Below are 25,531 nucleotides of genomic sequence, written 5' to 3' on the forward strand. Positions count from 1 at the left end.
CCGGGTCAGTTGCGCTCGCCGACGCTCACGTCGTTGAGCAGCTGGCGGGTCGGACCCGCACCGCCGAACGGTTCGATGTCGACCCAGTCGTACCAGAAGCGGTCCTTGTAGTCGTGGAACAGCGTCAGCATCGCGACGTCCTCCCAGTTGGCCTCCTCCATCTCGATGGCGGCATCGTCGCGGGCCTGCTGGGCCTCGTCGGTCGGCTGGGGGTTGCTCGAGATGGTCTGCCAGGCCTCGGCCGCCCGGTCGGACGCGTCGGTCCCCTGCCAGTTGATGTAGGAGACGGGTGCGTCCGAGGAGGTGTCGGTTTGGGGCGGGTTGAGCAGCTGGAGGAAGTTGTCCGGCGCGGGCCAGTCCATGAGCCAGCCGAGCGTGTACACTTCGAGCTTGCCGTTGAGCCCCTGCTTGCGCAACGCCGCGAACGGCGCGACGTCGACGGTGACGTCGATGTACGCGCTGGTGAGCTTGTCGCGGAGCAGGCGTGCGGTCTCCTGGAAGACCGGCGACGACTCGTAGGCCGTGATCGTGACTTCGGCGCGGTTGTCCTCGCCGTAGCCGGCCTCCTCCATGATCTCGCGGGCCTTGTCGAGGCGGGTCTCGGTGCTACCGTACGGGTAGTCCTTGGCGTGTTCGTCGTAGCCGGTGGCGCCGCCGGGGAAGATCGCCGGCGGAACGAAGTGCGATGCGGGCTTGACGGTGCCCTTGAACACGTCCTCGGCGAGCGACTGGTGGTTGGCCGCGTACGCGAACGCCTGCCGGACGGGCTTGTCGACTTTCTCGACGTTGAATCCGAGGTAGTAGTTGCCGATGGTCGACGTCCGGACCATGTTCACCGTCTCGCCGTTGCGGATCTCTCCGTACGAGCCGAGCGTGGAGGACCCGCCGTTGGCGTCCCCGCCGTCGAGCGACATCTTCGACGGATCGAACTTGTTGGTGGGGATGGGGAAGTAGTCCGCGTTCTTGTTCATCGCGTAGTTGTACCGAGCGTTCGCGTCGGTCACGATGTTCCAATGGATCCCGTCGACCTTCGGGACGGTGCCGTGGTAGTCCTCGAAGCTCTGGGCCATGGCTTCGGTGTCGGGCGACCAGCTCTCGAACTGGAACGGACCCGCGCCGACGGGGTCTTTCCCGAACTCGCCCTGCTCCATCTCGCCCTCGTAGCCGTCGATGTCGCCCACGATTCCTTCGGGGACGACCGCGAAGGACGTGTACGCGATGACTTCGGGGACCGAGTGGAACGGCTCGGAGATGGTCATCTCGACGGTGTAGTCGTCGACGGCCTCGACCGCCATGCTCCCAGGCTTGTAGACCTCTCTTTCCTCGCCGTCGTCGGTGGTCTTGGTGGTCGTCTCGTGCTCGACGCCGATCGAGTCGAGGATGAAGTACGCGCGCTTGGAGGCGTCGGAGGCCGCGAGACGCTCCCACGAGTAGACGACGTCGTCGGCGGTGACGTCGTCGCCGTTGTGGAACGTCGCGTTCTCGTTGAGTTCGAAGGTGTAGGTCTTCAGATCCTCGGAGATCGAGTAGTCCGTCGCCAGACGGGGCTCGACGGTCGCCGTGGCGTTGGCGTAGTTCATCAGGGGCTCGTGGATCTGCTGAATGACCTGCCCCTCGGAGGTGCCCGTCGCCGCGATGGGGTCGAGCGTCGACATCGTGCTGTTCGTCAGCCGGAGGTACGTCCCGTCGAGGTCTTCGGCGACCTCCTCGGTCCCGTCGGTTTCGTTGCCGGCCGACTCGTCGGTCGTCTCGTCGCCGGTGTCGCCGGTACAGCCGGCGAGCGCGACAGCCGATGCCGCACCGCCCGTCGCCTGCAAGAAGCGACGACGGCTCAGATTGTCAGTATCTGTCATCCAACCGCTCCTTGAAAACCGACGCGGATAAATTTACCGTTTGGAATTAGATGTTGCTCTCAGTTTCCGTTCATAACGCGTCGCTGTCGTAGCTTTTCTGCGCTAACCGAGCGCGCGATCGTCGAGCCGACCAGATCCCGGTGCCGGCGCGTCGCCCCCGGACTCCGAAGCGCGGCCGACCGGCGTCGGCGCCGGGGTCGTTTCGGAGCGTTTATACGCCGTGATACCAAGTGTCACATATGGCCCCCAACACGGCCACCGCGTCCGAAGCTCTCGCAGAGCGCGAAGTCATGGCCTCGGTCGACGACGACGGACGGACGGAGCGACTCATCATCGCTGACACCACCGCAGATGGGGCGTGGCTTTCGATCCCGGTATCGGAGGGCGTCTCTCTCCGAGAGTGGGAGTAATCGGTCGGACCCGACAGCAGGGGGACGACGGCATCGGTCCCGCGGCGGTAACGCGCCAATACTCAACCTTTTTGCCGCAGGTGTTCGTTCTCGTGAGTATGAACTACCGGGAGGTCTCAGGGGATCGCGAGTTCGTCGCTCGACTGGGCCACGGCGAGGACTGGCGTTCGGAGATCGAGTCGCTGGCCGACGAGGCGGACGTCGACGCCGCGTGGTTCCTCGCCATGGGCGCGGTCCAGGACGCGACCGTCTGGTTCTACGACCAGACCGAACTCGAGTACACCGAAGTCGAGTTCGACGAACCGCTCGAAGTCGCCGCGTGCGTCGGGAACGTCGCGTGGCTCGACGGCGAGCGGTTCGCCCACACCCACGCCGTGCTCTCGCGCCGGAGCGGCCAGACGCTCGCGGGCCACCTCGACTCGGCGACCGTGTTCGCCGGCGAACTCTACATGCGGAGCTTCGAGAGCGACCTGACCCGCGACCACGACGAGCCCACTGACCTCGACCTCTGGCTATAATGCGGCCGGAAGACGAACGCTACTTCGAGCGGGTCGAATCCGACCTCGACGAGGCCTTCGAAGTCGCCCGCCGAGCGCGCGCAGACAGCGCCGACCCCAAGCCCGAGGTCGAGATTCCGGTCGCGAAAGACATGGCCGACCGGGTCGAGAACATCCTCGGCATCGAGGGCGTGGCCGGGCGCGTCCGCGAACTCGAAGGCGAGATGTCCCGCGAGGAGGCGGCGCTCGAACTCGCCGCGGACTTCGCGGAGGGACGGGTCGGCGACTACGAGTCGAAGGCCGGCAAGGTCGAGGGCGCGGTCCGGACCGCGGTCGCGCTACTCACCGAGGGCGTGGTCGCCGCGCCGATCGAGGGGATCGACCGGGTCGAACTGCTCGAAAACGACGACGGCACCGAGTTCGTCAACGTCTACTACGCCGGGCCGATCCGGTCGGCCGGGGGGACCGCACAGGCGCTGTCGGTCCTCGTGGCCGACTACACCCGGGCGCTCATCGGCGTCGACGAGTACAAGCCCCGAGACGACGAGATCGAGCGCTACGCCGAGGAGATCGGCCTCTACGACAAGGAGACCGGCCTCCAGTACACGCCCAAGGACAAGGAGTCGAAGTTCATCGCCGAGCACATGCCCATCATGCTCGACGGCGAGGCGACCGGCGACGAGGAGGTCTCGGGGTTCCGGGACCTCGAACGGGTCGACACCAACAACGCCCGGGGCGGGATGTGTCTCGTGCTCGCGGAGGGCATCGCGCTGAAGGCGCCGAAGATACAGCGCTACACTCGGAATCTCGAGGAGGTCGACTGGCCGTGGCTACAGGACCTCATCGACGGCACCATCGGAAACGACGACGGCGACGACGCCGAGAGCGAAGACCAAGACGACGCGGCCGGCGACGACGACGCCGAGGCCGAAGACCGAGACGACGCGGCCGGCCCGCCCCGCGTCGAGCCCGCCACGAAGTTCCTCAGGGACCTCATCGCGGGCCGTCCGGTGTTCGGCCACCCGAGCGAGGCCGGAGGGTTCCGGCTTCGGTACGGCCGGGCGCGCAACCACGGGTTCGCGACCGCCGGCGTCCACCCCGCCACGATGCACCTCGTCGACGACTTTCTGGCGACCGGCACCCAGATCAAGACCGAGCGGCCCGGCAAGGCCGCCGGCGTCGTGCCCGTCGACTCCATCGAGGGGCCGACGGTGAAGCTGGCGAACGGCGACGTGCGCCGGATCGACGACCCCGAACAGGCCCTCGAACTCCGCAACGGGGTCGAGGCAATCCTCGACCTCGGGGAGTATCTCGTCAACTACGGCGAGTTCGTCGAGAACAACCATCCGCTCGCGCCCGCCTCCTACACCGTCGAGTGGTGGGTGCAGGACTTCGAGGCGTCGGGCGCCGACGTGCAGGCGATGCGCGACTCGCCCCGCGTCGACCTCGACGACCCCGACGCCGACGAGGCCTTAGAGTGGGCCGGCGAGTACGACTGCCCGCTCCACCCGAAGTACACCTACCTCTGGCACGACATCACCGTCGATCAGTTCGAGGCGCTGGCCGACGCGGTGGTCGCGGGCGGCCTCGACGACGGGACGCTCGTGGTCGAAAACACCGATCCCGTCCGGGAGGCCCTCGAAAAACTGCTCGTCCGTCACTCGGAGGGCGACGAGCGCATCCGGATCCGCGAGTGGCTCCCGCTCGCGCGCTCGCTGGGGCTGAGCGCCGACCGCGAGCGGACGTGGGAGGAGCTCTCTACGACCGCCCGCGAGTGGGGCGAAGCCGAGTCGGGCGACAACGCGGTGAAGGCCGCCAACGAAGTCGCGCCGTTCGAGATCCGCGAGCGCGCCCCGACCCGGATCGGCAACCGGATGGGCCGCCCCGAGAAGTCCGAGTCTCGGGAGCTCTCGCCGGCGGTCCACACCCTCTTTCCCATCGGCGAGGCCGGCGGGAGCCAGCGCGACGTGGTGGCGGCCGCCGCACACGCCGAGGGGATGGCCGACACCCCCGGGGAGGTCGAGGTGCAGGTCGGCCGCCGGGAGTGTGCCGACTGCGGCGAGCACACCTTCAAGACGACGTGTCCGGACTGCGACGGCAACACCGTCCCGCACTTCACCTGTCCGGACTGTGGCTCAGTGGTGGAACTCGACGAGTCGGGGCGGGCGGTCTGTGACCGCTGTGAGGTCGAGGCCTCGTCGGTCGAGACCCGCGTCGTCGACGTGAACGACGAACTCCGGTCGGCGCTGGCGGCGGTCGGCGAGCGCGAGAACGTCTTCGACACGCTCAAAGGCGTCAAGGGGCTGTCGTCGTCGTACAAGACGCCCGAGCCGATCGAGAAGGGCGTCCTCCGGGCGAAACACGGCGTCTCCTCGTTCAAAGACGGGACGGTCCGGTACGACATGACCGACCTGCCCGTCACCGCGGTCCGGCCCGCGGAACTCGACGTGAGCGCCGACCGCTTCCGGGCGCTCGGCTACGAAGAGGACATCCACGGCGAGCCGCTTCGCCACGACGACCAGCTGGTCGAGCTCAAGGTTCAGGACGTCGTGCTCTCGGACGGCGCGGCCGAGCACATGCTCAAGACCGCGGACTTCGTCGACGACCTGCTCGAGAGCTACTACGGGCTCGACGCCTTCTACGAGGTCGAGGAGCGCGACGACCTCGTCGGCGAACTGGTCTTCGGGATGGCGCCCCACACCTCGGCGGCCGTGGTGGGGCGGGTCGTGGGGTTCACGAGCGCGGCGGTCGGCTACGCGCATCCGTACTTTCACGCCGCGAAGCGTCGCAACTGCTTCCATCCCGAGACGAAGGTCTGGTACGAAGACGAGTCAGGGGAATGGCACCACAACCCAATCGAGACCCTCGTCGAGGAACGGCTCGACCCTGAAACCGCGGACGAGGACAGTTTCGGCGCGCTCGTCCAGCACCTCGACGGCGACGTATTCGTCCCATCCATCACTGAAGGCGGCAAGCAGACTCTCCGGCGGATCGAAACAATCTCGGAACACCCCTCGTCCGACCACCTCGTGCGCGTCGAAACCAAAAGCGGCCGCGAACTGACCGTGACGCCGGACCACTCGATGCGACGCTGGAAAGACGGCAGCGTCGAGCGCGTCACGGCCCACCGTCTCACCGAGGGCGACGCGATACCCGCACCGAAGCAGGTCCCGGTCGACGGTTCGGTCGAGACGTACGACTTGCTCGCCGAGTTCCTCGACGCCAACTCTATCCCGAACGAAGACCTGACGATTCGCGGAATCGGGGAAGCCAACCTGAAGGAACTGCTAGCCGACGCAACCAACGCGGATAGCTACCTGAAGCCCGTCGCGGATCAGCTCGGCCTGAACGACTCGACGGTGTACAACTGGATATCCCGCGACAGCATCCCCGCGAGCGCACTCCTCAAATTTTTCAACCGCGAGACTGTTCTCGACCAGGTTCCCGACGGCGTTACGCTCGGTGTTCGACGCGATACCGCGGAGGTTTCTCGCTTTTTCGATGTCGACGAATCCGTCGGCACGCTGCTCGGCTACTACGCAGCGGAAGGCTTCACGCGGAAGGAGAAGGGATCATTCTACCAGACGACCATCTGCACGCCAGACGAGGCTCCTCGAAAGGAGCTGGCAGAGACGTTCGAGGAGACGCTGAACGTCGACGCATTCGAGGAGAACGAGTGGAAGGTCACGGTGTCCAGTCGCCTTGTGACGTCCCTGTTTGCGGATGTCCTCGACGCCGGTAGCCGCGCCCAGACGAAACGAATCCCGGACTGCATCCTTTCCGCGCCGGACTCCGTACTACGCTCATTCCTCGCAGCGTACTTCTCGGGCGACGGCAGCACCGCGAGCGACCGCGTTGAGGTGCGTGCGCACACCGTCAGCGATGACCTCAAGTCGGACCTCGTCGCGGCCCTCAAACGGTTCGGTGTCGGCGCGAAAACGTACCGGGAAGAGCGAACACCCAAGACCGGCGCGGTCGCAAATTTCTACGACGAGTCCAAATCATTCGAGACGTGGGTGCTGAAGATCACCTCGCAGAACGCGGTTCGGTTCGCAGACCGGGTGGGTTTCGATCTCGATCGAAAATCCGAGACGCTTGACGATGCTGTTGAAGATGTCGAAACTCGAACACAACGCCTCTTCGGTGACGGCGGCGACGTATGGCTTGACGAGATCGTCAGTATAGAGGTCGTTGAATCGTCCGTCGAACACACGTATTGTGTCACCGTCGAGGATACTCACACGCTCGTCGCGGACGACGTGTTCGTCGGCCAGTGCGACGGCGACGAGGACTGCGTGATGCTCCTCATGGACGGCCTGCTAAACTTTAGCAAGGAGTTTCTCCCCGACCAGCGCGGCGGCCAGATGGACGCGCCGCTGGTCATGTCCTCACGGATCGACCCCTCCGAGATCGACGACGAGGCCCACAACATGGACATCGTCCGGGAGTACCCACGGGAGTTCTACGAGGCGACCCGGGAGCTGGCCGACCCCGGCGAGGTCGAGGACGTGATGACCATCGCCGAGGAGAACCTCGGCACCGACCGGGAGTACACCGACTTCCACCACAGCCACGACGTGACCGACATCGCGATGGGACCGGACCTCTCGGCGTACAAGACGCTGGGGTCGATGATGGACAAGATGGACGCCCAGCTCGAACTCGCCCGGAAGCTCTACGCGGTCGACGAGACCGACGTCGCCGAGCGGGTGATCGAGTACCACTTCCTGCCGGACCTCATCGGCAACCTCCGGGCGTTCTCACGACAGGAGACCAGATGTCTCGACTGCGGCGAGAAGTACCGCCGGATGCCCCTGACCGAAGAGTGTCGGGAGTGTGGCGGCCGAGTGAACCTGACGGTCCACCAGGGGTCGGTCAACAAGTACATGGAGACCGCGATCCAGGTGGCCGAGACCTACGACTGTCGAGAGTACACCAAACAGCGCCTCGAAATCATGGACCGGCGGCTGTCGAGCATCTTCGAGAACGACAAGAACAAACAGGGGAGCATCGCGGACTTCATGTGAACCTTTTGCTGCGGGCGCGCCCCGAGCGGCGCGCCCTTGCAAAACGTTCATGAAAAGCGCGGCGTTCCTCCCTGCGGTCGTCACTTGGCCCGCTCGCTCGGGCTCTGCCCTCGCTCGCGATCGGACTCGCGGCGATCACCGCGACCGTACCGCGACCGCACTGCGACCGTACCGCGACCGCACTGCGATCGTACCGCCACAGCGCCGCGACCGCACTGCGACCGTACCGCCATAGCGACGCGACCGCAGGCGGTCTACCGCCCCTCCGCGAGCCGACTGCCGATCCGGGAGGGGAGACCCGCCTCCTCGACCGCGCGCTGGACCGCCTCGATGTCGTATTCCACGCGACGTTCCTCGACGGTCAGATCGTCGAGGTCCAGAATCGCGTAGGCGGCGCGGGGATCGCTGTCGCGGGGCTGGCCGACGCTCCCGGGGTTCAAGACGACGCCCTCGTCGTACACCTCGTGGTGCTGGACGTGGGTGTGACCCATGATCAGCGCGTCCTCCTCGCCGAGGAGGTCCGGACCGAACTCGTGGGGGCGAGTGTAGTGGTCGGGGTCCTCGGGATGGCCGTGGACGATCTTCACCCGATCGTCGAACTCGCGGCGCTCGTCGGGGAGCTCGGCGAGCCACGCGCGCTGGTCGTCCGAGAGGCGTTCGTCGGCGTGTTCGACGCCCGCCTTCGCCATCGCGTTGAACCGGAAGGCGGTGCCGGTGGCGACCGCCCGATCGTGGTTGCCCATCACCGTCGGGACGCCGCGGGTCCGGATCGCCTCGACGCACTCGGCGGGCCACGGGTTGTACCCGACCACGTCGCCGGCGCAGACGAGCGCGTCGACGTCGGGGAGGTCCGCGAGCACGGCTTCGAGCGCGATCTCGTTCGAGTGGACGTCCGAGAGAACGCCGACCTTCATGGTCGACCGATGGGTCGCCTGCGACTTAGTTCCCGTTCTCGATCGCGAGCGAGAAGCCGTCCTCGGCGCGGGCGAGCCCGGCCGCACACACCGCGTGTTCGAACTCGAGGTCGTAGACCTCGCGGGCGGCGTCGGCGGCCGTCGACGCCTCGAAGTCGAACGCCTCGGGCGCGTCCTTCTCGTAAGTCGCCACGAGCGTCGGCTCGTCGACCTCGCGGACCAACAGCGCGTCCCGGCGGACGGTTCCGACGAACGCCCCGTCGTCGCCGACGACGCCCGCGATGCGGGGCGTGTCGTAGTCGTCTTTCTCGTAGTCCAGCGCGAGCAGGCTCTCGGCGAGCGCGTCGCGCGCCGGGTAACCGAGATCGAGTTTCTCGGTGATCGGATCGACGTGCGAGCCGTTGCCGACGACCGCCGACTCGCCGGTCGTCCGGACGCAGTTGTACGAGACGTACGGGTTGTCAGTCTCGGGCGCGTCGGCGGTCGGCGCGACCGTCAGTGCCGCCTCGCGCTCGACGACGCGTCGGTTCGGGAACGACCGCGAGGAGACGCGGTAGGCCGCCAGTTCGGGCGCGACGATCAGAAACCGTCCGATGTACATACACGAACGTGCGTACTTTTCGGCCAAATACGTGTTGGTTCATGCACGGACGACGAACAGTTCGGGAACGGGAGGCCGCCCGACGAAACTGCGGTCGGCGCGGACCGAACGAGAGTGAGAAACCGTCGCAGGGCGGACCGAACGCGCAACGCTTACAATCCCCCGGCGACTACCCGAGAGTGCAGAGTCCCATGGGGTAGTGGCCAATCCTGAAGCCTTCTGGGGGCTTCGACCCAGGTTCGAATCCTGGTGGGACTATTCTTGGTTTCCCGTCGACTCCGAGCGAATTCTTACTTTCGAGTTTCGATCTCGGCATCGGGCGCCGTCTCGTCGGAGTTTCGCCTCCGAGGAGAGCGATACCGAAAGAGATTAAACAGCCGGTTCCGAAACCGACAAAGCGCAGAAATCGGATCGTACGGGCTCTTATACCCCCCTCGAAAGCCTCGGCTCCGTCTCTCGATTCAACCCCTTCGTTTCGACTGGAGACGAGGACCGGGCCCGCCACAGCTAGTTCGAGTTCGCGTTCGACTCGTCGTCGGTCGCGTCTCCGTCGAGCGCCCCGAGGTCGCGCTGGTCGTTGTACTCCTCGGGCCCCGCCGCCGCGCCGGTGATCTCGCCGTATATCGCTTCGCGGGCCTCGTCGGCGGACTCGAACCGCTCGTCGACCAGCCGATCGAACACGCTCCCGAGCGATTCGGTCTCGTTCGCGAGGTCGAGGGGCTGGTCGCCGTACTCGGCCGCCAGTTCCTCGCTGGTCGCGGGGTACTTGTGTTCGCCGAGCAGTTCGCCGGCCTCCCCGAGCATCGACTCGACGCTCTCGGTCCGCTCGCGCCGGCGTTCGCGGGCGCGTCGCTGCTCTTTCTCGGCGTCCGGATCGTAGTCGGACATGGATTCGGCTACGGTCGTGACGTCCCTAACCTTGCTGGCTGTCGAGCCGGCGAGCGCTCGGCGCGGCCGGCGTCGACGAAGGTCACTTCTCCACGTCGAGCAGGGCGACTCGCTCGCGGACGAGCTCCGCGAGCGTCGCGTCGGTGGCGGCGAGTTCGGCGTCCGAGACGTCGAAAAACTCCCGAACCGCCGGGGTGTCGATGCGGTCGGACGAAGCGGCGTCCGGGTCGGTCGAGGCCAGCAGGTCTCGGACCGCGTCGGCCGCGGCGGCCTCGTCGGCCGCCGGGTCGAGACCGTTCACGGCGACCGCCACGGGCGCGTCGCCCTCGCCGACCCCCAGACGAAGCGCGCGGTTGATCTGGCGTCGCCCCGCGGCGTACAGCAGTATCTCGACTGCGGGGTCGCGAGCGACGTTCTCGCCTCGCTTGAACGCGCGGTCGGCGTGCTCGACCGCCGCCCGGAGATGTGACTCGCCGACGACGAGGTCGGCGTCGACCGCTTGGACCGCACAGTCGTGCTCGTCGCCGATCGCCCTCAACCGGTCGAGAAAGCGATCGAGGTCCGCGATCTCGGCCCGGCCGTCGACGATCTTCATCGGTCGGCCCCCGTCATTCGAAATCACCGAGGCTCTGCTGGCCGCCGTCGCCGGCGTCCGCCGACGACTCGGTGTCGAGTTCGGTGTCGGCCTCCACGCCGGTCAGGTCGGGGTCCTTGCGGCCGACGTTTTCGAGGATGGTCTCGGCGGTCTTCGTGCGGCCCCGGACCGCCCCGAGAACGACCGACTTGTCGGCCTCCCGGAGGTCGGCTCGCGACTCGACGCCGGCCTCGTAAAGCCGCCGAGCGCGCTTGCGACCGACGTTCCGGACGCCCGCGAGGTCCAACAGCTCCTCGCGGACGCCATACTCGACGCGCTTGCGCGCCTCCCGGATCGCGGGCCCACATTCGAGGTCGAGTTCGCCCGCCAGTCGCTCGGCGGCGTTGAGCAGCCACTCGGCGGTCTCGACCTTCCCGCGGATGTCGCCCGGGCCGACGCCGTAGCGCTCGGCGATGGCGTCCTCGTCGGTCTCGGACGCCCAGTCTTCGAGCATCCGGGCGGTCTTGAGCGCCGAGAGCCAGTCTTCAAACGCGCCGTCGTCGAACTCCGAGGGCATCGAGCCGAGGAACTCCGTCTCGCGCTCGTAGGCGAGTTCGGTGTACTCCTCGCGGTCGCCCGACCGGAGGTAGAGTTCGTACATGTCGGGCGTGCGCGCGACGAGGTGGTAGAGCCCGAACGCTGTCGGGCGGTCCTCGGCGTCCCGTAGCCCGTAGATGATCTCGGCCGCGCTCATCGGGTCGACGTACAACTGTGAGACGCGGTGGCCGAGACCGGTCGCGCGCAGGCCCCCGTTCTCGCGTGCGAGAAACTCGTTGCGTTCGAGGTAGTCCAGAACGTTCTGTGTCACCGTTTCGAGCCGGCCCGTCTCGTCGGTCTGGGTGGCGTAGAGAGTGCGTTCGAGAAACGACACCAGCTCGTCTTCGGTGTCGGCGAACCCCGTCGCGACGGTCGCGAGGATGTGAGTCCGGAGCGCGGGCTCGGCCGCGAGTTTGGAGCGCACCGGCTCGGGGTCGGCCCAGACGTAGCGCTCGAACAACTCGTCGAGCTCGTCGTGGCTGTTGGCGATGAGCACCGCCTCGCCGTAGGGGTCCAGTCCCGGCCGGCCGGCCCGGCCGAACATCTGGTGGACCTCCAGCACGTCGAGGGGCGCCATCCCGCCGACGTCGCCGTCGTAGCGCCGCCAGTCCCTGACGATGACCCGACGGGACGGGGTGTTGACCCCCGCCGCGAGCGTCGGGGTCGCGGAGATGACTTTCACGAGTCGGTCGCGGAAGGCGTCTTCGACGAGCGCGCGGTGGTCGCTCGCGAGCCCGGCGTGGTGAAACGCCGCGCCCTTCGCGACGGCGTCGGCGAGGTCCTCGCTGGTCTGGGTGTCGCTCGCTTCCCGGATCTCGTCGGCGATCTCCGCGAGCCGGTCGCGCTCCTCGGGGTCGAGGTGGTCGCGGGTCACGTCCGCGAGTCGGCGCGCCGAGGCCTCGGCGTTGCGCCGAGAGTTGACGAACACCAGCGACGATCCCTCGTCGGTCAGGGTATCCTCGACGAGGGCGGCGGTCGCCTTCTCGTTGCCCCGCGAGATCTGGGTCTTCGAGCCGTCGTCGAAGTGGAGCGCCTGCCCGTAGAGGACCCCCGATCGGAGTTCGATCGGCCGCCACGTCGAGTCGACCAGCGTCGCGTCGAGCCAGTCGGCGATCTCGTCGGCGTTGCCGACCGTCGCCGAGAGCGCGACCGTCTGGAGGTCCTCGTTGAGCTTGCGGAGCTTCGCGAGGGTGACTTCGAGCGTCGGGCCGCGGTTGGGGTCGTCGACGAGATGGACCTCGTCGGCGACCACGCAGGTCAGGTCGTCGACCCATTGGGCGCCGTTCCGGACGAGCGAGTCGACCTTCTCGCTGGTGGCGACGATGATGTCCTTGCTCGCCAGCCAGTCGCCGTCGCTGTCGTAGTTGCCGGTCGAGACGCCCACGTCGATCCCGTACTGCTCGAACTCCTCGAACTCGGCCTTCTTTTCGCTGGCGAGCGCCCGGAGCGGAACGATGTAGAGGGCCTTGCCGCCGCGGGCGACGCTGGTGAGCATCGCGAGTTGCGCGATGAGGGTCTTACCGCTGGCGGTGGGGACGCTGGCGACCACGCTCTCGCCGTCGGCGACGCCGGCCTCGACGGCCTCGCCCTGTGGCGGGTAGAGCTCCTCGATGCCCTGCTCGCGGAAGTGGTCGGCGACGCCCTCGGGGAGACCGTCGATGTCGGCGATCTCGACGCTCACGGGGTCCACCTCCGGCGTCGGGGGACGAACGGGTTCATTACACCCGCTTTGGCGCGTCTCGTGGTTTAAACTGTCGGGTCGATGTGGGCGAGATTCGGGGGCCCGAAGGCGGATCGTGTGTCCGTACTCGGGCCTCGAACCGACCACCAACTCCGGGACCTGCACCGGGCACCTGAGGGCTCGGCGCGAGGTTGGGTCGCGGTGATTCATAAGCGACGGGAGTCGCTGGCGGTTCGTCGCCGCGAGTGTTCGGAGTCGTTGGTCCGCGGGTTCGGTGTCGCCGAAGACGCATACGGGAGTCCGCCATCGCTTTGGGGGTGCCCCCCAAACGTCGAACCATGCGAATCGAGTTCGACCGCGACACCTGCACCGGGATGTTCCAGTGTACCGCCGAGTGGGAGGCCTTCGAGGAGAACCGCGAGGACGGCAAGGCCGACCTCCGGGACGGCGAGGAGGACGAGCCGGACCTGTTCGTCCGCGAAGTGCCCGAGGACGCGGAGTTCGACGCCAAGATGGCCGCCCGCGTCTGTCCCGTCGACGCAATCGAGGTCTACGACGACGACGGCGAGCGACTCGTCCCCTGAGGAAGTTCCACGCGAAACGGGGGGGTCGAGGCCGTCCCAGCCGACAGTGACGACCCGAGCGTCGCGTTCCGAACCACCGACGGCAATGCGACTCGCCGAAAGCCGGCGGGTGCGTCGTCGCGAAAAATCGACCGTCGCTCGCACTCCTCACTCGGTCGTCCACATCTCGACGCCGTCCTCATCGTCGACGGCATCGGGATAGAGCTGTTCCTCCCAGCCGCGTGCGTCCCCGCGCACGTCCCAGTAATCACTCATAGACCTGTTTCAAAATTCGGCGCCAATCTATAAAAATCGTTGGGCGATCGCGACGATTGTCGCGCCGTCCGGGGGCGTCCGTCGCTACGCGAAGGTCTTCTCGGCCCACGTAACCGCGTAGTCGGCGCCGTGATCCCGGTACGTCTCGGTGTCGAGTGCGGCGAACGGCGCGGGGAGTTCGAGGCCGTGTTTGACCGCGCTACAGGCGAACTCCGCCGCCTCGGCGAAGTCGGTCTCCTCGCGGGCCATCGCACCGGGGAGCCCGTCGAGTCTCGGCTCGATCCGCTCGCCCGCGTCCTGCCACGCCTCGAACAGCCGGGGGCGCTCGTCGGCCCAGTCGGCGAAGATCTCGCGGGTGTAGAGACCCCGATAGGCGTCGTACAGCGCCGCCGCGATCTGGTAGACGCTCCCGGCGTCGAACGGGAGCGCCGCGTCGAGGTCGGCGTACCGATCGCCGAAGAACCCGAGGAAGTGCTCGGGGTCGTCCGATCCGACCTCGACGAGCGCCTCCGCGATCAGGAACTCGACGAAGTCGTCGGGCGAGCCCTGCACGCGGGCCTTCACGAACACCGTCGGCGGGACCGTCTGGCGGGTCCACGCCACGCTGCCGTCGCCGGGCATCCCGATCGTGAAGTCCGTCGAGGCGTACCGCCCGAGCAGTTCCGGAGCGTCCTCGGGGAGCCACGACTCGGGAAACGACGACGGATCGAGCGAGTCGACCAGCAGACCGAGATCCTCGGCCTGCGCCGGGGCGAGCGTCTCGAAGTCGGTCCCGCAGTCGAGGACGAGCGCCTCGGGGGCGTGAGCCGCCCGAACGGCCGCCACGTCCTCGGGGAGCGTCCGTTCGTCGAACATCACGCCAGAAGCCAGAGATTGACCAGTAGCGCGACCGCGAGGACCGAAGTGATTCCGACCGTCCCGACCACGATTTTGGTTGCCGTGCTCATGGTCGGGGGTTCGGCCGCGAGGGTTTAAAATGGGCCGGATTGAGGCGAACGAGCCGTCGGGGCGGCGCCCGGCCGAGTCAGTCCGCGCCGGTGCCCGCGCCGACGTCGGATTCGCGGGCAATCCGCTTCCACTCGCCGGTCCAGAACCGGAAGACGTTGACCGCCGCCCGGACGTACATGTCCCCGACGATGGAGACGTACACCGCGGTCAGTCCCAGCCCGAGGCCGGGCGCGAGCGTCCACGGCCCGACCGAGAACAGCGCGACCCCCGGCGCGACCGCGAGGAACGCGATCGGGAGCTTGAACAGATAGCTCCCCACGATCGTGCCGTAGAACGGCCAGCGGGTGTCGCCCGCGCCCCGCAGGCCGCCCCGCATCGTCCGCGAGACGCTGAAGCCCGCGACGCCGAGTCCGAACACCCGGATGAACGTCACCGTCAGGTCGACGTGTTCGGTGCCGAACGCGACCGCGAGCGGTCTGGCCGCCGCGACCAGCACGACCGCGATCAGCAACTGGGTTATCAGGGCGATCCGGAGAGTCTGCCAGCCGTACGCGTCGGCCTCCTCGTCGTTGCCCGCCCCGATCGACTGGCCGACGAGCGTCGAGGAGGCGGTCGAGTACCCCCACGCGGGCATCAGCGCGAGCAACATCACTCGCCGGCCGATGGCGTAGGCCGCGACCACCGGCGTCCCGAGGGTCGTGAGCACGACCAGAAACGGGAATCGTCCGAACGTCCGGGCGAGTCGGGTCCCCGCCAGCGGCAGGCCCACCCGGACGATCTCGGTCGCGATCGACCAGTCCCACTGCTTGCCCCCGAGCGGGAGTCGGACCGAGAACCGCCCCGAGAGGAGCACGCCGGTGAACAGGACCGCCGCGAGGGTGTTGGCGATGGCGGTCCCCCACGCCGCCCCGGCGACGCCGAGAGTCGGGAACGGACCCAGCCCGAAGATCAGGACCGCGTTCAGCCCGATGTTCGTCGGGAGGGTGAGCAGTCGGATGTACATCGGGGTCCGGGTGTCGCCGACGCCGGCGAGCGCTCGGGCGGCGATCATGCTCCAGAACCGGAACGTGACCGACAGCATGATGATCCGGAGGTAGAGCGCGCCGAGTTCGATCGTCCGGGGGTCGTCGGTCAGCAGCGCGATCATGCCGTCGGCGTACACCCACGTCGCGGCGGTGATCGGAACCGCGAGCAACAGCGCGATCCACAGCGACTGCTTGATCGCGAAGTTGGCCTTCTCGTGTTCGTCGGCGCCTTCGAACCGCGAGACGACGCTGATGGTACCGCTGGTCAGTCCCAGCGAGATGCCGAACGGGACGAAGAAGTACTGAAATCCGAGTTCGAGCGCCGCGACCGCAGTCGACCCCATCGCCTGTCCCACCATGAAGAAGTCCGCGACCCGGAGCAGTGTGCGCATCCCGCCGGTGACCATCACCGGAACCGCCAGATCGAACGCCTCCTCGCCCTTCTCGCGATCGAGCAGGCCGAGGCGCGCGAGCGCGGCCGGAAAGAGAAACGCGACGGCGCGCGCCCGGCGCTTGGCGTCGTCGAGCATCGGTCCGAGTGGTTCGAGTGGCCGGTGTAAACCGTTTTGGCATCACCGCGTCGGTTGCCGGTCCTCGCTCGGGGCCACAGCGCTGAAAACAGCTCCCCACACCCCGATGGTCGGCCCGCTCGCGACTACCGGTCGGGCTCTTCCCAGCCGTCGGGCACCTCGATGACGTACTTGCCGTCCTCTTGAAGCGCGATGATGTACTCCTCGCGCTCGTACAGCTCCATCAGGTTGAGTTCGTACTGCCCGGGCTCGACGATCCGGATACTCTCGAACTGGCTGTTGAGCTCCTCGCGGAGCTCTTCGAGCCCCGGCGAGTCGTCGTCGGGCGTATCGACGACCTCACCGGCCGGCGGCGTCTCGGGTCCGGCGGCCGGAGCGTCGGGGAGTTCGTCGTCGGAGACGACGTCGCTTCGCGCGCTCGCCTGCGCGGTGTCTTCGCCGGTCGCGGACCGCGTGGCGGCCTCGGGATTGGGCGACCCCGCGTCGGCCGTGTCGCGTCCCGGCGACTCGCGCCGGTCGGTCTCGGTGCCGGTTCCCACCCAGTCGCGGACGGTCGCGGCCGCCCGACCGACGGCGCCCGCGCCGTCGTCGCCCTCCGCGTCGCCCGCGGTCGGCCCGCGCTCGGACGCCGAGGCGTCCCCGACCGAGGATCGGGCGTCGGCCGCTTCGGGGGCCTTCTTCGGGGCGGTCCCGCCGGCGTCGCGGGGGGTCGCGTCGGCGCCCCCCGTTTCGGGTCCGGGATCGACCGCGCCCGACGGCCGGAACTGGAACTTGTTGCCGCCACAGTCCGGACACCCCGAGAGCATCTCCTTCGAGCCGTCGGCGAACGCGCGTCCGCAGTTGGTACACTGGTGGGGCATTATTTCCGGGAGACGAGCGCGCTGATGAGGTTCTCGTCCTTGTGGAGGGTCTCGATCTGGTTCGCGGGACCGATGACGGTGAGCTTCGCGGTCGACTCCTTGCCCATCAGCCGGTCGAGGAAGCTCTGGTCGGAAGTCTCCGAGCGGGGGTAAGTCTCGATCTCGATGCCGTTGAACTCGTCGGGGCTGATCTCGGTCATCGTCACCTCGATGAGTTTGCTCTCCTCGTCGGGGGACAGCCCCTGTTCGAGGATGACGATGTTGCCGTCGCGGACGCCGTCGAGTATCATCCGTATCTTCTCCATCGACGCCATCTCGGCCATCCGGTCGGCGCCGATGAGATCGATCTGGACGCCGCCTCCGCCGTCGTTGGGGCCGTCCTCTTTCACTTCCGGCATCGTATCACCCGAAGTACTCCGCGATTTTCTCGTACACTTCGTCCATGTTGTCGCCTTCCAGCGCCGACGAGGGGATCGTCTCGTGTTGAGGGAAGGCGTTGCGGATGCGCTGAACGCTCGAATCTTCGAGGTCTGTCTTGTTGGCGAGAATCAAGACCGGGAGGTCCTGGCTCTCGATGATGCCGATGAGCATAGTGTTTACCTGCGTGAACGGGTCGGTCGTGCTGTCGAGCACGTAGATGACCCCGTCCACGTCCTCGCGGAGCCAGTGCATCGCCTCCGCGACGCCCTCGGTCGCCTCCCGGGAACGTCGGACGGCGTCTTCCTTTTCCATGTCGTGGTCGAGGAACTCCTCGTAGTCGACCTTCGTCGTCACCCCCGGTGTGTCGACGATGTCGATCGTTACCTTCTTTCCGTTGCGCTCGATCTCGACGTTCTCCTTGCGGCGGGCCCGTCGGGTTTCGTGTGGAATGTGGCTCTCCGGACCGACGGCGTCGCCGGTCCAGTCGCGGGCGATTCGGTTCGCGAGCGTCGTCTTGCCGGCGTTGGGCGGCCCGTAGATGCCGATACGCTTCGGTTCCTGTGCGGAGAATAGCTTGTCAGTGACGCGGGATACGCTGTCTTTGAGATCCGTGAACAATCCCATCCTTTCCTCCCAGTCCTCCGCTATCGGTTAAGAGTACCGTCACGGGGGCTGTTGCGCGAACAACATTACCCCACTCACTTAAACCTACGTCAGACAACGTGGTGTCGAAAACCCGTATTCGGGATCTGACAGCGGTTCCGATACTATATCTCCATGATCTGTCGATAGTAGTTCGTTTAGCATGTCTCTGGCCCGGAGGGCTATGGGAGTGTATCGCCCGCACGCGAATCTCAGCCATATGAGGTACGTCGGAGATGGTTCGTCAGGTTGGGGTGCTGTGGATGGTTCGTCGGGCTGGAGTGCTGTGGATGGTTCGACAGAGAGGGCGCGTGAAGGGCCGGACTTTCGACGCGTCGTTTGCGACCAGCAGTGAACTCGATACCGTCTCGCTCCGGTTCGGTGGTGAACTCGAATCAGAGTCGACTCGCCCCCGAATTTCGAGTCGAGTCGGTCGGCGTTTCCAATCGAAACGTGGGGGTTGTGAGCCCGAGCCAATGGAGAAAGAGACGGGGTCGGGTTCGACCACTGAACGCGCTCGACCGTTCGATTCGACGGGTCGAGAGTTCGAAAGCTAGCGAACGTTCATACTATTCGTCCGTCGACGCCGACGGAGGAGGTCTTCGGGCGGCGTCGTTCCGACCACCCCCACCCCTTCGTTTCAAGTGGAACGGGCGAATCGCCGGGGTGGGGGTGCGGGTTCGGAGCGATCGGCGGATATAATTCACTATCCGAAACAACTAAAATATAGATTAGCTTTGGTTCGCGGATATTGTTTAAGCCATGTTGTAATAAATGCTCTGGTTCTAGAGACCCCCTCCCCGCCCCACCGCGTTTCTCCGTCTCCACCCGAAACGAAGGGGTGGGGGGTGGAGTGTTCCTCGCCACCATCTTCCGGGGTCGGTCCGAGCGATCGGGTCGGTCCGATAACTGCTCTCTCGGGTGAGTGTGAGACCACCGCGCGAATCGAGTCGCGGCTACTCAGGATCGGCCCGCGAACTATCGCTACGAAAATGACAGCTATATTTACAGTTAGGAGATAATACGTGTCCGAGACGGCGCTTGGAGTCCCACTTTTTCCGGCGAACTTCGTGCGATCTCCCCCGCCGGAGATCGTTTCGACCGCGAACTCGGTCGGCCACCGAGGAAAGAAGAAAGAGTTTAATACCCTCCTGGACCTTTGGTTCATTTGCATCAACTGGACGCGCCGGCGACTTCTCGCCTTCGGCTTCCCGGCTCTCTCGGCCGGTATCGCCGGATTTCGTCGTACGAAGCGCGTCTTCCACCTGAAACGTAGGGGTCGGAACGCACGCATGTCTGACGAAAACACGCAACCGACGGACGACGAGGTCGAGGTGAGTCCCGACAGTAGCTTCGAGAACGTCGACCTCGACGACGTCGTGCTCGACGACGAGGACGACGACCAGGGCCTGTTCGACGATCTGCTGTCGGGCGAGCCCATCTTCGAGAACAAGGAGGTCCTCCGGCCGTCGTACACGCCACACGAACTCCCGCACCGCAAAGACCAGATCAACAACATGGCGACGATTCTGGTCGCGGCGCTCCGGGGAGAGACGCCGTCGAACATCCTCATCTACGGCAAGACCGGGACCGGCAAGACCGCCAGCGCGAAGTTCGTCAGCAAGGAGCTAGAGAGCACCTCCCAGAAGTACGACGTCCCCTGCAACGTCGAGTACATCAACTGCGAGGTGACCGACACCCAGTATCGCGTGCTCGCCCAGCTCGCGAACAAGTTCATCGAGTCAAACCGGGAGTTCGTCACCGGTCGCATCGAGGAGCTGTCGGCGCTCCGCGAGGAGGCGACCGCCGACCCCGCCGCGCTCGCGGACACCGAGTTCGACTCGACGGCGGAGATATCCGCCCGGATCGAGGAGCGCGAGGCCGACCGCGAGGAGATGGAGTCGGTCCCGATGACCGGCTGGCCGACCGACCGTGTCTACAGCACCTTCTTCGACGCGGTCGACTACGAGGAACGGGTGGTCGTCATCATGCTCGACGAGATCGACAAGCTGGTCGAGAAGTCCGGCGACGACACCCTCTACAACCTCTCGCGGATGAACTCCGAACTGGACAACTCCCGGGTCTCGATCATCGGCATCTCGAACGACCTCAAGTTCACCGACTTCCTCGACCCCCGGGTGAAGTCCTCGCTCGGCGAGGAGGAGATCGTCTTTCCGCCCTACGACGCCAATCAGCTCCGGGACATCCTCCAGCACCGCGCCGACGTGGCGTTCAAGGCCGACGCGCTCAGCGACGACGTGATCCCGCTGTGTGCGGCGTTCGCCGCACAGGAGCACGGCGACGCCCGCCGGGCGCTCGACCTGCTCCGGACCGCGGGGGAACTCGCCGAGCGCGACCAGTCGGAGGGCGTGACCGAGACCCACGTCCGGAAGGCCCAAGAGAAGATCGAACTCGACCGCGTGGTCGAGGTGGTCCGGACGCTCCCGACCCAGTCGAAGCTCGTGCTGTTCTCGATCATCTCGCTCGAGAAAAACGGCGTCCACAACATCAACACCGGCGAGGTGTACAACATTTACAAGCGCCTCTGCGAGGAGATCGACGCCGACGTGCTCACCCAGCGCCGGGTGACCGACCTCATCAGCGAACTCGACATGCTCGGAATCGTGAACGCGGTCGTCGTCTCGAAGGGCCGGTACGGCCGCACGAAGGAGATCAGCCTCTCGGTGCCGATCGACGAGACCGAGGCGGTGTTGATGTCCGACTCGCGACTCGGCGACATCGAGAACGTCCAGCCGTTCGTACAGGCCCGGTTCGACAACTGACGACGCTCGTTACGCTCGACCCGAAACGGCGGGCTTTCACGGTCGAAACGTTGTCCACCCGAAACGGAGGGGCTACGCGGCCCCCGAGAAGTAAAGGCGCACCCATCCGAGCCACGGGATCCGGACCTCTGCGGTCCCGCGGACCCAGTCGGGTTTCACGACCGTCGAGATCCGTCTGGCCTGATCGTACTCGCCGTTGTTGTCCCCCTTCGTGATGAACCCGGCGTGGGGCGCCGGGCAGTTCGCGAGTTCCCCGCAGTTGTCGGCTCGCAGGTACTGCTTGTTGGCCTCGTCGTACCAGTTCTCGCCGCTCTCGACCCAGAACATCGCGCGGTGTATTATGGGCGTCCTTCCGGGGTCGCCGTTCTGCGTGTAGATGATCACGTCGCCGGGGTTGTTGAACTTCGAGTAGCCCGCCTCGGCGCCGGCCCGATACGTCACGATTCCGGTGTCGGCGTGCGCGACGTCGGGGGCGAGGCGGCCTTCCTCCATCACGAACACCAGATCGCCCTTGTACATCTGGGGTTCCATGCTCCCGCTCTCGATGGCGACCATCGGCGGCCAGACGCCGCTCGCGGCGAACAGCAACAGTCCGATCGCCACGACAATCGCGGCGCTACTCAGCAGTTCGCGGACGAACACGACCGCCCCGTGGTCGCTCCGGCGGAAGCGCCCGATCAGCGCGATCGGCCCGGTGTCGCTCGCCTCGCCGCCGTCCGAGCGCGGTCCCGGCGGGCCGTTCGACCGGGCCGCCGGCGCGTCCGAGCGCGATCCCGACTGAGCGTCCGGTCCGAGCCCGTCGTTCGACCCCGACGGCGACGCCGCAGTGTCGCCCCGGCTACCGTCGTCGGCGGACTCGTCCGACGAAGTGTCGTCGCGGGGAGCACTCATCGGCCCCACCTTACCCGTCCGAGGTTGTCAATTTTCCGGGTCACCGGCGCCGAACGCCCGGATCGGTTCGGCACGCTTTTGCTTCCGCCCCGAAATGTGGCGTACGTGCCGATGGAGACCCCGGCCCGCATCGTCAGCGAACTCACCAGCCGCGGGTACAACGCCGATCCCGAGGCGGTGACGCTGCTCGCGGGCGCCGACGAACCGGGGCTCGCGCTCGCGGCCGCGGTCGAACGCGCCCCCGACGACGCGCTGAAGCTCTCGGCCGACCACGTCCGTCGCGTCCTCGACGACGCCGGCGCGAACGCGAACGCGGACATCGCGAGCCCCGAACCGCCCGCCCCGAACACCTCTGCTTCTACTGGAGCGAAAAACAGCGCCAATCGAGAGACAGAACGACGAAGCGCAGACGAAACGAAGGGGGTAGAAAGCGCGGACCGAGACGCCTCTCGGCCCGAGCAGTTCGTCCGGGACCCCGACCTCGACGCGCGGTCGCTCGACATCGCGGGCGATGTGACCGGCGAGAGCACCGGAACCGGCGAGTACGAGGACTTCGTCTCGGTGTTTCGCGACCGGTACAAGCGCCTCTCCTCGCAACTTCGCTCGCGGGTCAACGTCCGACCGACGTCCGCGGTTCGGAAGATGCCCGGCGGCGGCGACACCGCCATCGTCGGGATGATCAGCGACATCCGCTCGACCGCGAGCGGTCACTGGCTCATCGAACTCGAAGACACCAGCGGGACGTACCCCTGTCTGGTGATGAAAGACCGGGAGTTCGCCGACGTGGTCGACGAACTCCTCTTCGACGAGGTCATCGCCGTCGAGGGCACGCTCTCGGACGACAACGACGACGGCGACGGCATCCTGTTCGTCGACTCGCTGTACTTCCCGGACGTGCCCCGGACCTACGAGCCCTCGACCGCCGACCGCCACGTCCAGGCCGCGCTCATCAGCGACGTCCACGTCGGGAGCCAGGAGTTCATGGCCGACGCGTGGTCGCGGTTCGCCGACTGGCTCCACACAGAGGAGGCCGAACGCGTCGAGTACCTCCTGCTCGCCGGTGACATGGTCGAAGGCGTCGGCGTCTACCCGGATCAAGACGAGGAACTCGACATCGTCGACATCTACGATCAGTACGAGCAGTTCTCCGAACACCTCAAGGAGGTGCCCGGGGATCTCGACATCGTCATGATCCCGGGCAACCACGACGCGGTCCGACTCGCCGAACCCCAACCCGGCTTCGACGACGAACTCCGGTCGATCATGTCGGCTCACGACGCCGAGATCACCGGCAACCCCTCGACGGTGACCGTCGAGGGCGTCGACGTCCTGATGTACCACGGGGTCTCGCTCGACGAGGTCATCGCCGAACTCCCCGAGGAGAAGGCGAGCTACGAGGAGCCACACAAGGCGATGTACCAACTCCTGAAAAAGCGCCACGTCGCCCCGCAGTTCGGCGGCAAGACCCGCCTCGCGCCCGAGGAGCGAGACTACCTCGTGATGGATCAGGTCCCGGACGTGTTCCACACCGGCCACGTCCACAAGCTCGGGTGGGGGAAGTACCACAACGTGCTCGCGGTCAACTCCGGCTGTTGGCAGGCTCAGACCGCGTTCCAGAAGTCGGTGAACATCGACCCAGACGCAGGCTTCGCGCCGATTCTCGACCTCGACACCCTCGACATGACCGTCCGGAAGTTCAGCTGATTCTCCGCGTCGCGACGCCTCCTCGGATCTCGGGTCGACCGTGTGGCGCGGTACCGAAGGCTCCACCCGAAACGGAGGGGTTCGGCCGCGATCCGCCTCGCGTGGCGATGGGAGCTGATCGTCTCATCCGTGGCGTCGCCGACGACTCCTCCGACGCCGCCCGACCAGATCCCGACCCGTCGATCGTCCTCACCCCGAGGGCGGGTCGAGCCGGTACTTCAGGGTGCGGCCCCCGTCGAACCGCGGACCGCTCCCGGCGGGTTCGAACCCCGCCGCCTCGACGACCGACGCCGTCCCCTCCTCGCGTTCGGGGACCAACACTTCGACGCTCATCCCCTCCTTGCGGGCGAATCGGATCGGCTCCTCGAGCAGGCGCTCGCGGGCGTCGGGCGACCCGCGGAGATACGTCACCCGGACGGTGCCGGGCATCGCGTCGAAGCCGACGAAGCCGACGATTTCGGTCTCGCCGTCGGCCTCCGTTTCGGCCACTCGGACCGTCCGGTCGTGGACCACGTTACGCATCACTTCCGCGGGCGCGTCGGCGAACTCGCCGAGCGCGTCGTCGTCGTCCTCGACCGCGTCTCGTACACGCACTGGTTTCGATTAGACGACCGCGAAGTTAAAGCCCGCGGGGACCCCGTCGCGATGGCCGGCGACGCGTAGTTTCTTCTCGGTCGGCTCCGTATCCGCGCGTATGAGTGACACGGACGACGCCCCCCGGCTCTGTGACTTCTGTCGGCTCCCCTTATCGTGTGGCCGCGAGACGCTGAGCCATCGGGGTGCTACCTACGAGTTCTGCTCGGAGGCGTGTCGGACGGCGATGCGCGAGACCGATCGGGTGTTCACCGAGTACCACGGCCACCGTCGGATGCGGACCGGCGTGTCGGGCCTCGACGCGGGCCTTCCTCAAGGACTTCCGCGCAACTCGTTCGTGCTGGTGTCGAGCGACGAGGGCGCCCGTAACGAGACGCTACTGGCCGAACTCGTCTGGCGCGCCCTAGAGCGCGACGAGCCCGCAGTCGTCGTCACCTTCACCGAGCCGCCGGTCTCGGTCGTCGAGAACTTCCTCGCGCTCGACTGGAACGTCCTGCCGTATCTGGAGTCGGGGCGGCTCCACATCCTCGACTGTTTCACGTATCGGGTGAGCGATCGCGACCGGATGTTCGACCGGATGAACGAGTGGACAAGCCACATCCGCCGGATCGCCCGGGACGTGACCGAGACGGTCAGAGACCCGAGCGACGTGAGCGAACTCCAGAACAAACTCGACGGGTGTCTCGAAGCGCTCGGGATGACCGACGCCGGCGTCGTGACGATCGACTCGCTGACGGAGTTCGGTACGCTCGTCCAGCCGATACGGGCCTACGACTGCGTGAAAGACGTCCGGGCCGACGTCTGTAAAGGCCGGTTCGTCCCGGTGTTCGCCGGGGGGACCATCACCGGCGAGGAGCGGACGTTCCCCCACGACCTCGGGTACGCGGTCGACGGCATCGTCGACATGCAGATGAACGGCTCGATCGTCCGAGACACCCTCATCAAGCGGCTCCGGATCCGGAAGATGAACGGCGTGCTGTCGATCCCGGAGTGGACCGCCTACGAGTTCACCGCAGGTCGGGGGCTGGTCACGTTCGACCCGATCGCGGAGATGGACGACCCCGCCGAGGGCGACGGTCCCGTCGATCCGGACTCCGACGCCCCCGGCCCCGCCGAGCGATCGCCCGCCGACGCAGAGCCAAACGCCCACTCGCCGGACGCTCCGGGCCCCCGTGAGGAGTGATTCCCGGCCGGCAAGCTTCTCGCACATGAAAGCAGTTATCTGCACGCCACAGCTACTCTCCCATATGTTT

At 66.6% G+C, this 25,531-nt stretch carries 21 protein-coding genes and 1 tRNA gene; 8 read left to right on the top strand and 14 right to left on the bottom strand.

The genetic code is table 11. The features are described 5' to 3' along the window. Window positions 1–5: 5 nt before the first annotated feature. On the bottom strand, window positions 6–1,853 hold the full coding sequence (locus EPY72_RS17025) for an ABC transporter substrate-binding protein (RefSeq protein WP_210423562.1): 1,848 nt from the start codon (window positions 1,851–1,853) through the stop codon (window positions 6–8). Window positions 1,854–2,092: 239 nt separating this feature from the next. Here EPY72_RS17025 and EPY72_RS19570 point away from each other — a divergent pair, with 239 nt between their 5' ends. The 3 genes from EPY72_RS19570 (at window position 2,093) to EPY72_RS17035 (ending at window position 7,787) form a co-directional block, all read left to right on the top strand. After that, a complete protein-coding gene (locus EPY72_RS19570; protein ID WP_167599513.1) occupies window positions 2,093–2,263 on the top strand; it encodes a DUF7556 family protein in 171 nt (56 codons plus the stop codon). A 98-nt stretch (window positions 2,264–2,361) separates the two neighbouring features. Next, window positions 2,362–2,781 carry a PPC domain-containing DNA-binding protein gene (locus EPY72_RS17030; protein WP_135807192.1) on the top strand — a complete coding sequence of 140 codons (420 nt, stop codon included), beginning with the start codon at window positions 2,362–2,364 and terminating at the stop codon, window positions 2,779–2,781. Beyond that, on the top strand, window positions 2,781–7,787 hold the full coding sequence (locus tag EPY72_RS17035) for a DNA polymerase II large subunit (RefSeq protein ID WP_135807193.1): 5,007 nt from the start codon (window positions 2,781–2,783) through the stop codon (window positions 7,785–7,787). Before EPY72_RS17030 ends, EPY72_RS17035 begins: the two co-directional genes overlap by 1 nt. Before the next feature lie 254 nt (window positions 7,788–8,041). On the opposite strand, the gene EPY72_RS17040 is transcribed toward EPY72_RS17035, so the two are convergent. Continuing rightward, window positions 8,042–8,701 carry a metallophosphoesterase family protein gene (locus EPY72_RS17040; RefSeq protein WP_135807194.1) on the bottom strand — a complete coding sequence of 220 codons (660 nt, stop codon included), beginning with the start codon at window positions 8,699–8,701 and terminating at the stop codon, window positions 8,042–8,044. A gap of 25 nt (window positions 8,702–8,726) precedes the next feature. Next, the gene (locus tag EPY72_RS17045) at window positions 8,727–9,302 is read right to left on the bottom strand and encodes an IMP cyclohydrolase (protein ID WP_135807195.1); all 576 of its coding nucleotides are present in this window, start codon (window positions 9,300–9,302) and stop codon (window positions 8,727–8,729) included. Window positions 9,303–9,487: 185 nt separating this feature from the next. Between EPY72_RS17045 and EPY72_RS17050 the strand changes: the two genes are divergently transcribed. After that, window positions 9,488–9,560 (top strand) — tRNA-Gln (locus EPY72_RS17050). Between the two features lie 249 nt (window positions 9,561–9,809). Here EPY72_RS17050 and EPY72_RS17055 read toward each other — a convergent pair. From EPY72_RS17055 to EPY72_RS17065, 3 genes are all read right to left on the bottom strand, one after another. Next, window positions 9,810–10,190 (bottom strand): DUF5789 family protein, encoded by a 381-nt coding sequence (locus EPY72_RS17055; RefSeq protein WP_135807196.1) that lies wholly within the window; start codon window positions 10,188–10,190, stop codon window positions 9,810–9,812. An 82-nt stretch (window positions 10,191–10,272) separates the two neighbouring features. Next, window positions 10,273–10,785 (bottom strand): KEOPS complex subunit Cgi121, encoded by a 513-nt coding sequence (gene cgi121, locus EPY72_RS17060; protein ID WP_135807197.1) that lies wholly within the window; start codon window positions 10,783–10,785, stop codon window positions 10,273–10,275. Between the two features lie 13 nt (window positions 10,786–10,798). Next, a complete protein-coding gene (locus EPY72_RS17065) occupies window positions 10,799–13,042 on the bottom strand; it encodes an ATP-dependent DNA helicase (protein WP_135807198.1) in 2,244 nt (747 codons plus the stop codon). Window positions 13,043–13,380: 338 nt separating this feature from the next. On the opposite strand from EPY72_RS17065, the gene EPY72_RS17070 reads away from it, so the two are divergent. Next, on the top strand, window positions 13,381–13,626 hold the full coding sequence (locus tag EPY72_RS17070) for a ferredoxin (RefSeq protein WP_135807199.1): 246 nt from the start codon (window positions 13,381–13,383) through the stop codon (window positions 13,624–13,626). A 339-nt stretch (window positions 13,627–13,965) separates the two neighbouring features. Here the strand turns inward: EPY72_RS17070 and EPY72_RS17075 are convergent, their stop codons facing one another. The 6 genes from EPY72_RS17075 to EPY72_RS17095 form a co-directional block, all read right to left on the bottom strand. Then, window positions 13,966–14,736, bottom strand: coding sequence for a DUF7089 family protein (locus tag EPY72_RS17075; RefSeq protein WP_135807200.1), 771 nt, complete (start codon window positions 14,734–14,736; stop codon window positions 13,966–13,968). Beyond that, on the bottom strand, window positions 14,736–14,828 hold the full coding sequence (locus tag EPY72_RS20200) for a hypothetical protein (RefSeq protein WP_449272295.1): 93 nt from the start codon (window positions 14,826–14,828) through the stop codon (window positions 14,736–14,738). The genes EPY72_RS17075 and EPY72_RS20200 overlap by 1 nt, the downstream gene beginning before the upstream one ends. Window positions 14,829–14,905: 77 nt before the next feature. Continuing rightward, window positions 14,906–16,384 carry an MATE family efflux transporter gene (locus EPY72_RS17080; protein WP_135807201.1) on the bottom strand — a complete coding sequence of 493 codons (1,479 nt, stop codon included), beginning with the start codon at window positions 16,382–16,384 and terminating at the stop codon, window positions 14,906–14,908. A 125-nt stretch (window positions 16,385–16,509) separates the two neighbouring features. Continuing rightward, complete coding sequence (locus EPY72_RS17085) at window positions 16,510–17,244, bottom strand: OapC/ArvC family zinc-ribbon domain-containing protein (protein ID WP_135807202.1); 735 nt, start codon at window positions 17,242–17,244, stop codon at window positions 16,510–16,512. Beyond that, complete coding sequence (locus tag EPY72_RS17090) at window positions 17,244–17,642, bottom strand: DUF2073 domain-containing protein (RefSeq protein WP_134672463.1); 399 nt, start codon at window positions 17,640–17,642, stop codon at window positions 17,244–17,246. The genes EPY72_RS17085 and EPY72_RS17090 overlap by 1 nt, the downstream gene beginning before the upstream one ends. Before the next feature lie 4 nt (window positions 17,643–17,646). After that, a complete protein-coding gene (locus EPY72_RS17095; RefSeq protein ID WP_134672464.1) occupies window positions 17,647–18,288 on the bottom strand; it encodes an Era-like GTP-binding protein in 642 nt (213 codons plus the stop codon). Window positions 18,289–19,598: 1,310 nt separating this feature from the next. On the opposite strand from EPY72_RS17095, the gene EPY72_RS17100 reads away from it, so the two are divergent. Further along, a complete protein-coding gene (locus EPY72_RS17100; protein WP_135807203.1) occupies window positions 19,599–21,089 on the top strand; it encodes a Cdc6/Cdc18 family protein in 1,491 nt (496 codons plus the stop codon). A gap of 72 nt (window positions 21,090–21,161) precedes the next feature. Here the strand turns inward: EPY72_RS17100 and EPY72_RS17105 are convergent, their stop codons facing one another. Next, window positions 21,162–21,980, bottom strand: coding sequence for a S24/S26 family peptidase (locus EPY72_RS17105; RefSeq protein WP_135807204.1), 819 nt, complete (start codon window positions 21,978–21,980; stop codon window positions 21,162–21,164). A gap of 105 nt (window positions 21,981–22,085) precedes the next feature. Between EPY72_RS17105 and EPY72_RS17110 the strand changes: the two genes are divergently transcribed. Next, a complete protein-coding gene (locus EPY72_RS17110; protein ID WP_135807205.1) occupies window positions 22,086–23,684 on the top strand; it encodes a DNA-directed DNA polymerase II small subunit in 1,599 nt (532 codons plus the stop codon). 189 nt (window positions 23,685–23,873) lie between these two features. Here EPY72_RS17110 and EPY72_RS17115 read toward each other — a convergent pair whose 3' ends face one another. Continuing rightward, the gene (locus EPY72_RS17115) at window positions 23,874–24,278 is read right to left on the bottom strand and encodes a hypothetical protein (RefSeq protein ID WP_135807206.1); all 405 of its coding nucleotides are present in this window, start codon (window positions 24,276–24,278) and stop codon (window positions 23,874–23,876) included. Between the two features lie 100 nt (window positions 24,279–24,378). Here EPY72_RS17115 and EPY72_RS17120 point away from each other — a divergent pair, with 100 nt between their 5' ends. Beyond that, a complete protein-coding gene (locus EPY72_RS17120; protein ID WP_135807207.1) occupies window positions 24,379–25,461 on the top strand; it encodes an ATPase domain-containing protein in 1,083 nt (360 codons plus the stop codon). The last annotated feature ends 70 nt before the right edge of the window (window positions 25,462–25,531 follow it).

Source organism: Halorussus marinus, assembly GCF_004765795.1.
GTDB classification, from domain to species: domain Archaea; phylum Halobacteriota; class Halobacteria; order Halobacteriales; family Haladaptataceae; genus Halorussus; species Halorussus marinus.

Excerpts from the sequence above, each read along its gene's own strand:
- EPY72_RS17070 (WP_135807199.1), top strand. The coding sequence starts at position 13,381 with ATGCGAATCGAGTTCGACCGCGACACCTGCACCGGGATGTTCCAGTGT.
- EPY72_RS17025 (WP_210423562.1), bottom strand. The coding sequence starts at position 1,853 with ATGACAGATACTGACAATCTGAGCCGTCGTCGCTTCTTGCAGGCGACG.
- EPY72_RS17030 (WP_135807192.1), top strand. The coding sequence starts at position 2,362 with ATGAACTACCGGGAGGTCTCAGGGGATCGCGAGTTCGTCGCTCGACTG.
- EPY72_RS20200 (WP_449272295.1), bottom strand. The coding sequence starts at position 14,828 with ATGAGCACGGCAACCAAAATCGTGGTCGGGACGGTCGGAATCACTTCG.
- EPY72_RS17105 (WP_135807204.1), bottom strand. The coding sequence starts at position 21,980 with ATGAGTGCTCCCCGCGACGACACTTCGTCGGACGAGTCCGCCGACGAC.
- EPY72_RS17100 (WP_135807203.1), top strand. The coding sequence starts at position 19,599 with ATGTCTGACGAAAACACGCAACCGACGGACGACGAGGTCGAGGTGAGT.
- cgi121 (WP_135807197.1), bottom strand. The coding sequence starts at position 10,785 with ATGAAGATCGTCGACGGCCGGGCCGAGATCGCGGACCTCGATCGCTTT.
- EPY72_RS17080 (WP_135807201.1), bottom strand. The coding sequence starts at position 16,384 with ATGCTCGACGACGCCAAGCGCCGGGCGCGCGCCGTCGCGTTTCTCTTT.
- EPY72_RS19570 (WP_167599513.1), top strand. The coding sequence starts at position 2,093 with ATGGCCCCCAACACGGCCACCGCGTCCGAAGCTCTCGCAGAGCGCGAA.
- EPY72_RS17040 (WP_135807194.1), bottom strand. The coding sequence starts at position 8,701 with ATGAAGGTCGGCGTTCTCTCGGACGTCCACTCGAACGAGATCGCGCTC.
- EPY72_RS17045 (WP_135807195.1), bottom strand. The coding sequence starts at position 9,302 with ATGTACATCGGACGGTTTCTGATCGTCGCGCCCGAACTGGCGGCCTAC.
- EPY72_RS17090 (WP_134672463.1), bottom strand. The coding sequence starts at position 17,642 with ATGCCGGAAGTGAAAGAGGACGGCCCCAACGACGGCGGAGGCGGCGTC.
- EPY72_RS17075 (WP_135807200.1), bottom strand. The coding sequence starts at position 14,736 with ATGTTCGACGAACGGACGCTCCCCGAGGACGTGGCGGCCGTTCGGGCG.
- EPY72_RS17055 (WP_135807196.1), bottom strand. The coding sequence starts at position 10,190 with ATGTCCGACTACGATCCGGACGCCGAGAAAGAGCAGCGACGCGCCCGC.
- EPY72_RS17085 (WP_135807202.1), bottom strand. The coding sequence starts at position 17,244 with ATGCCCCACCAGTGTACCAACTGCGGACGCGCGTTCGCCGACGGCTCG.
- EPY72_RS17120 (WP_135807207.1), top strand. The coding sequence starts at position 24,379 with ATGAGTGACACGGACGACGCCCCCCGGCTCTGTGACTTCTGTCGGCTC.
- EPY72_RS17035 (WP_135807193.1), top strand. The coding sequence starts at position 2,781 with ATGCGGCCGGAAGACGAACGCTACTTCGAGCGGGTCGAATCCGACCTC.
- EPY72_RS17095 (WP_134672464.1), bottom strand. The coding sequence starts at position 18,288 with ATGGGATTGTTCACGGATCTCAAAGACAGCGTATCCCGCGTCACTGAC.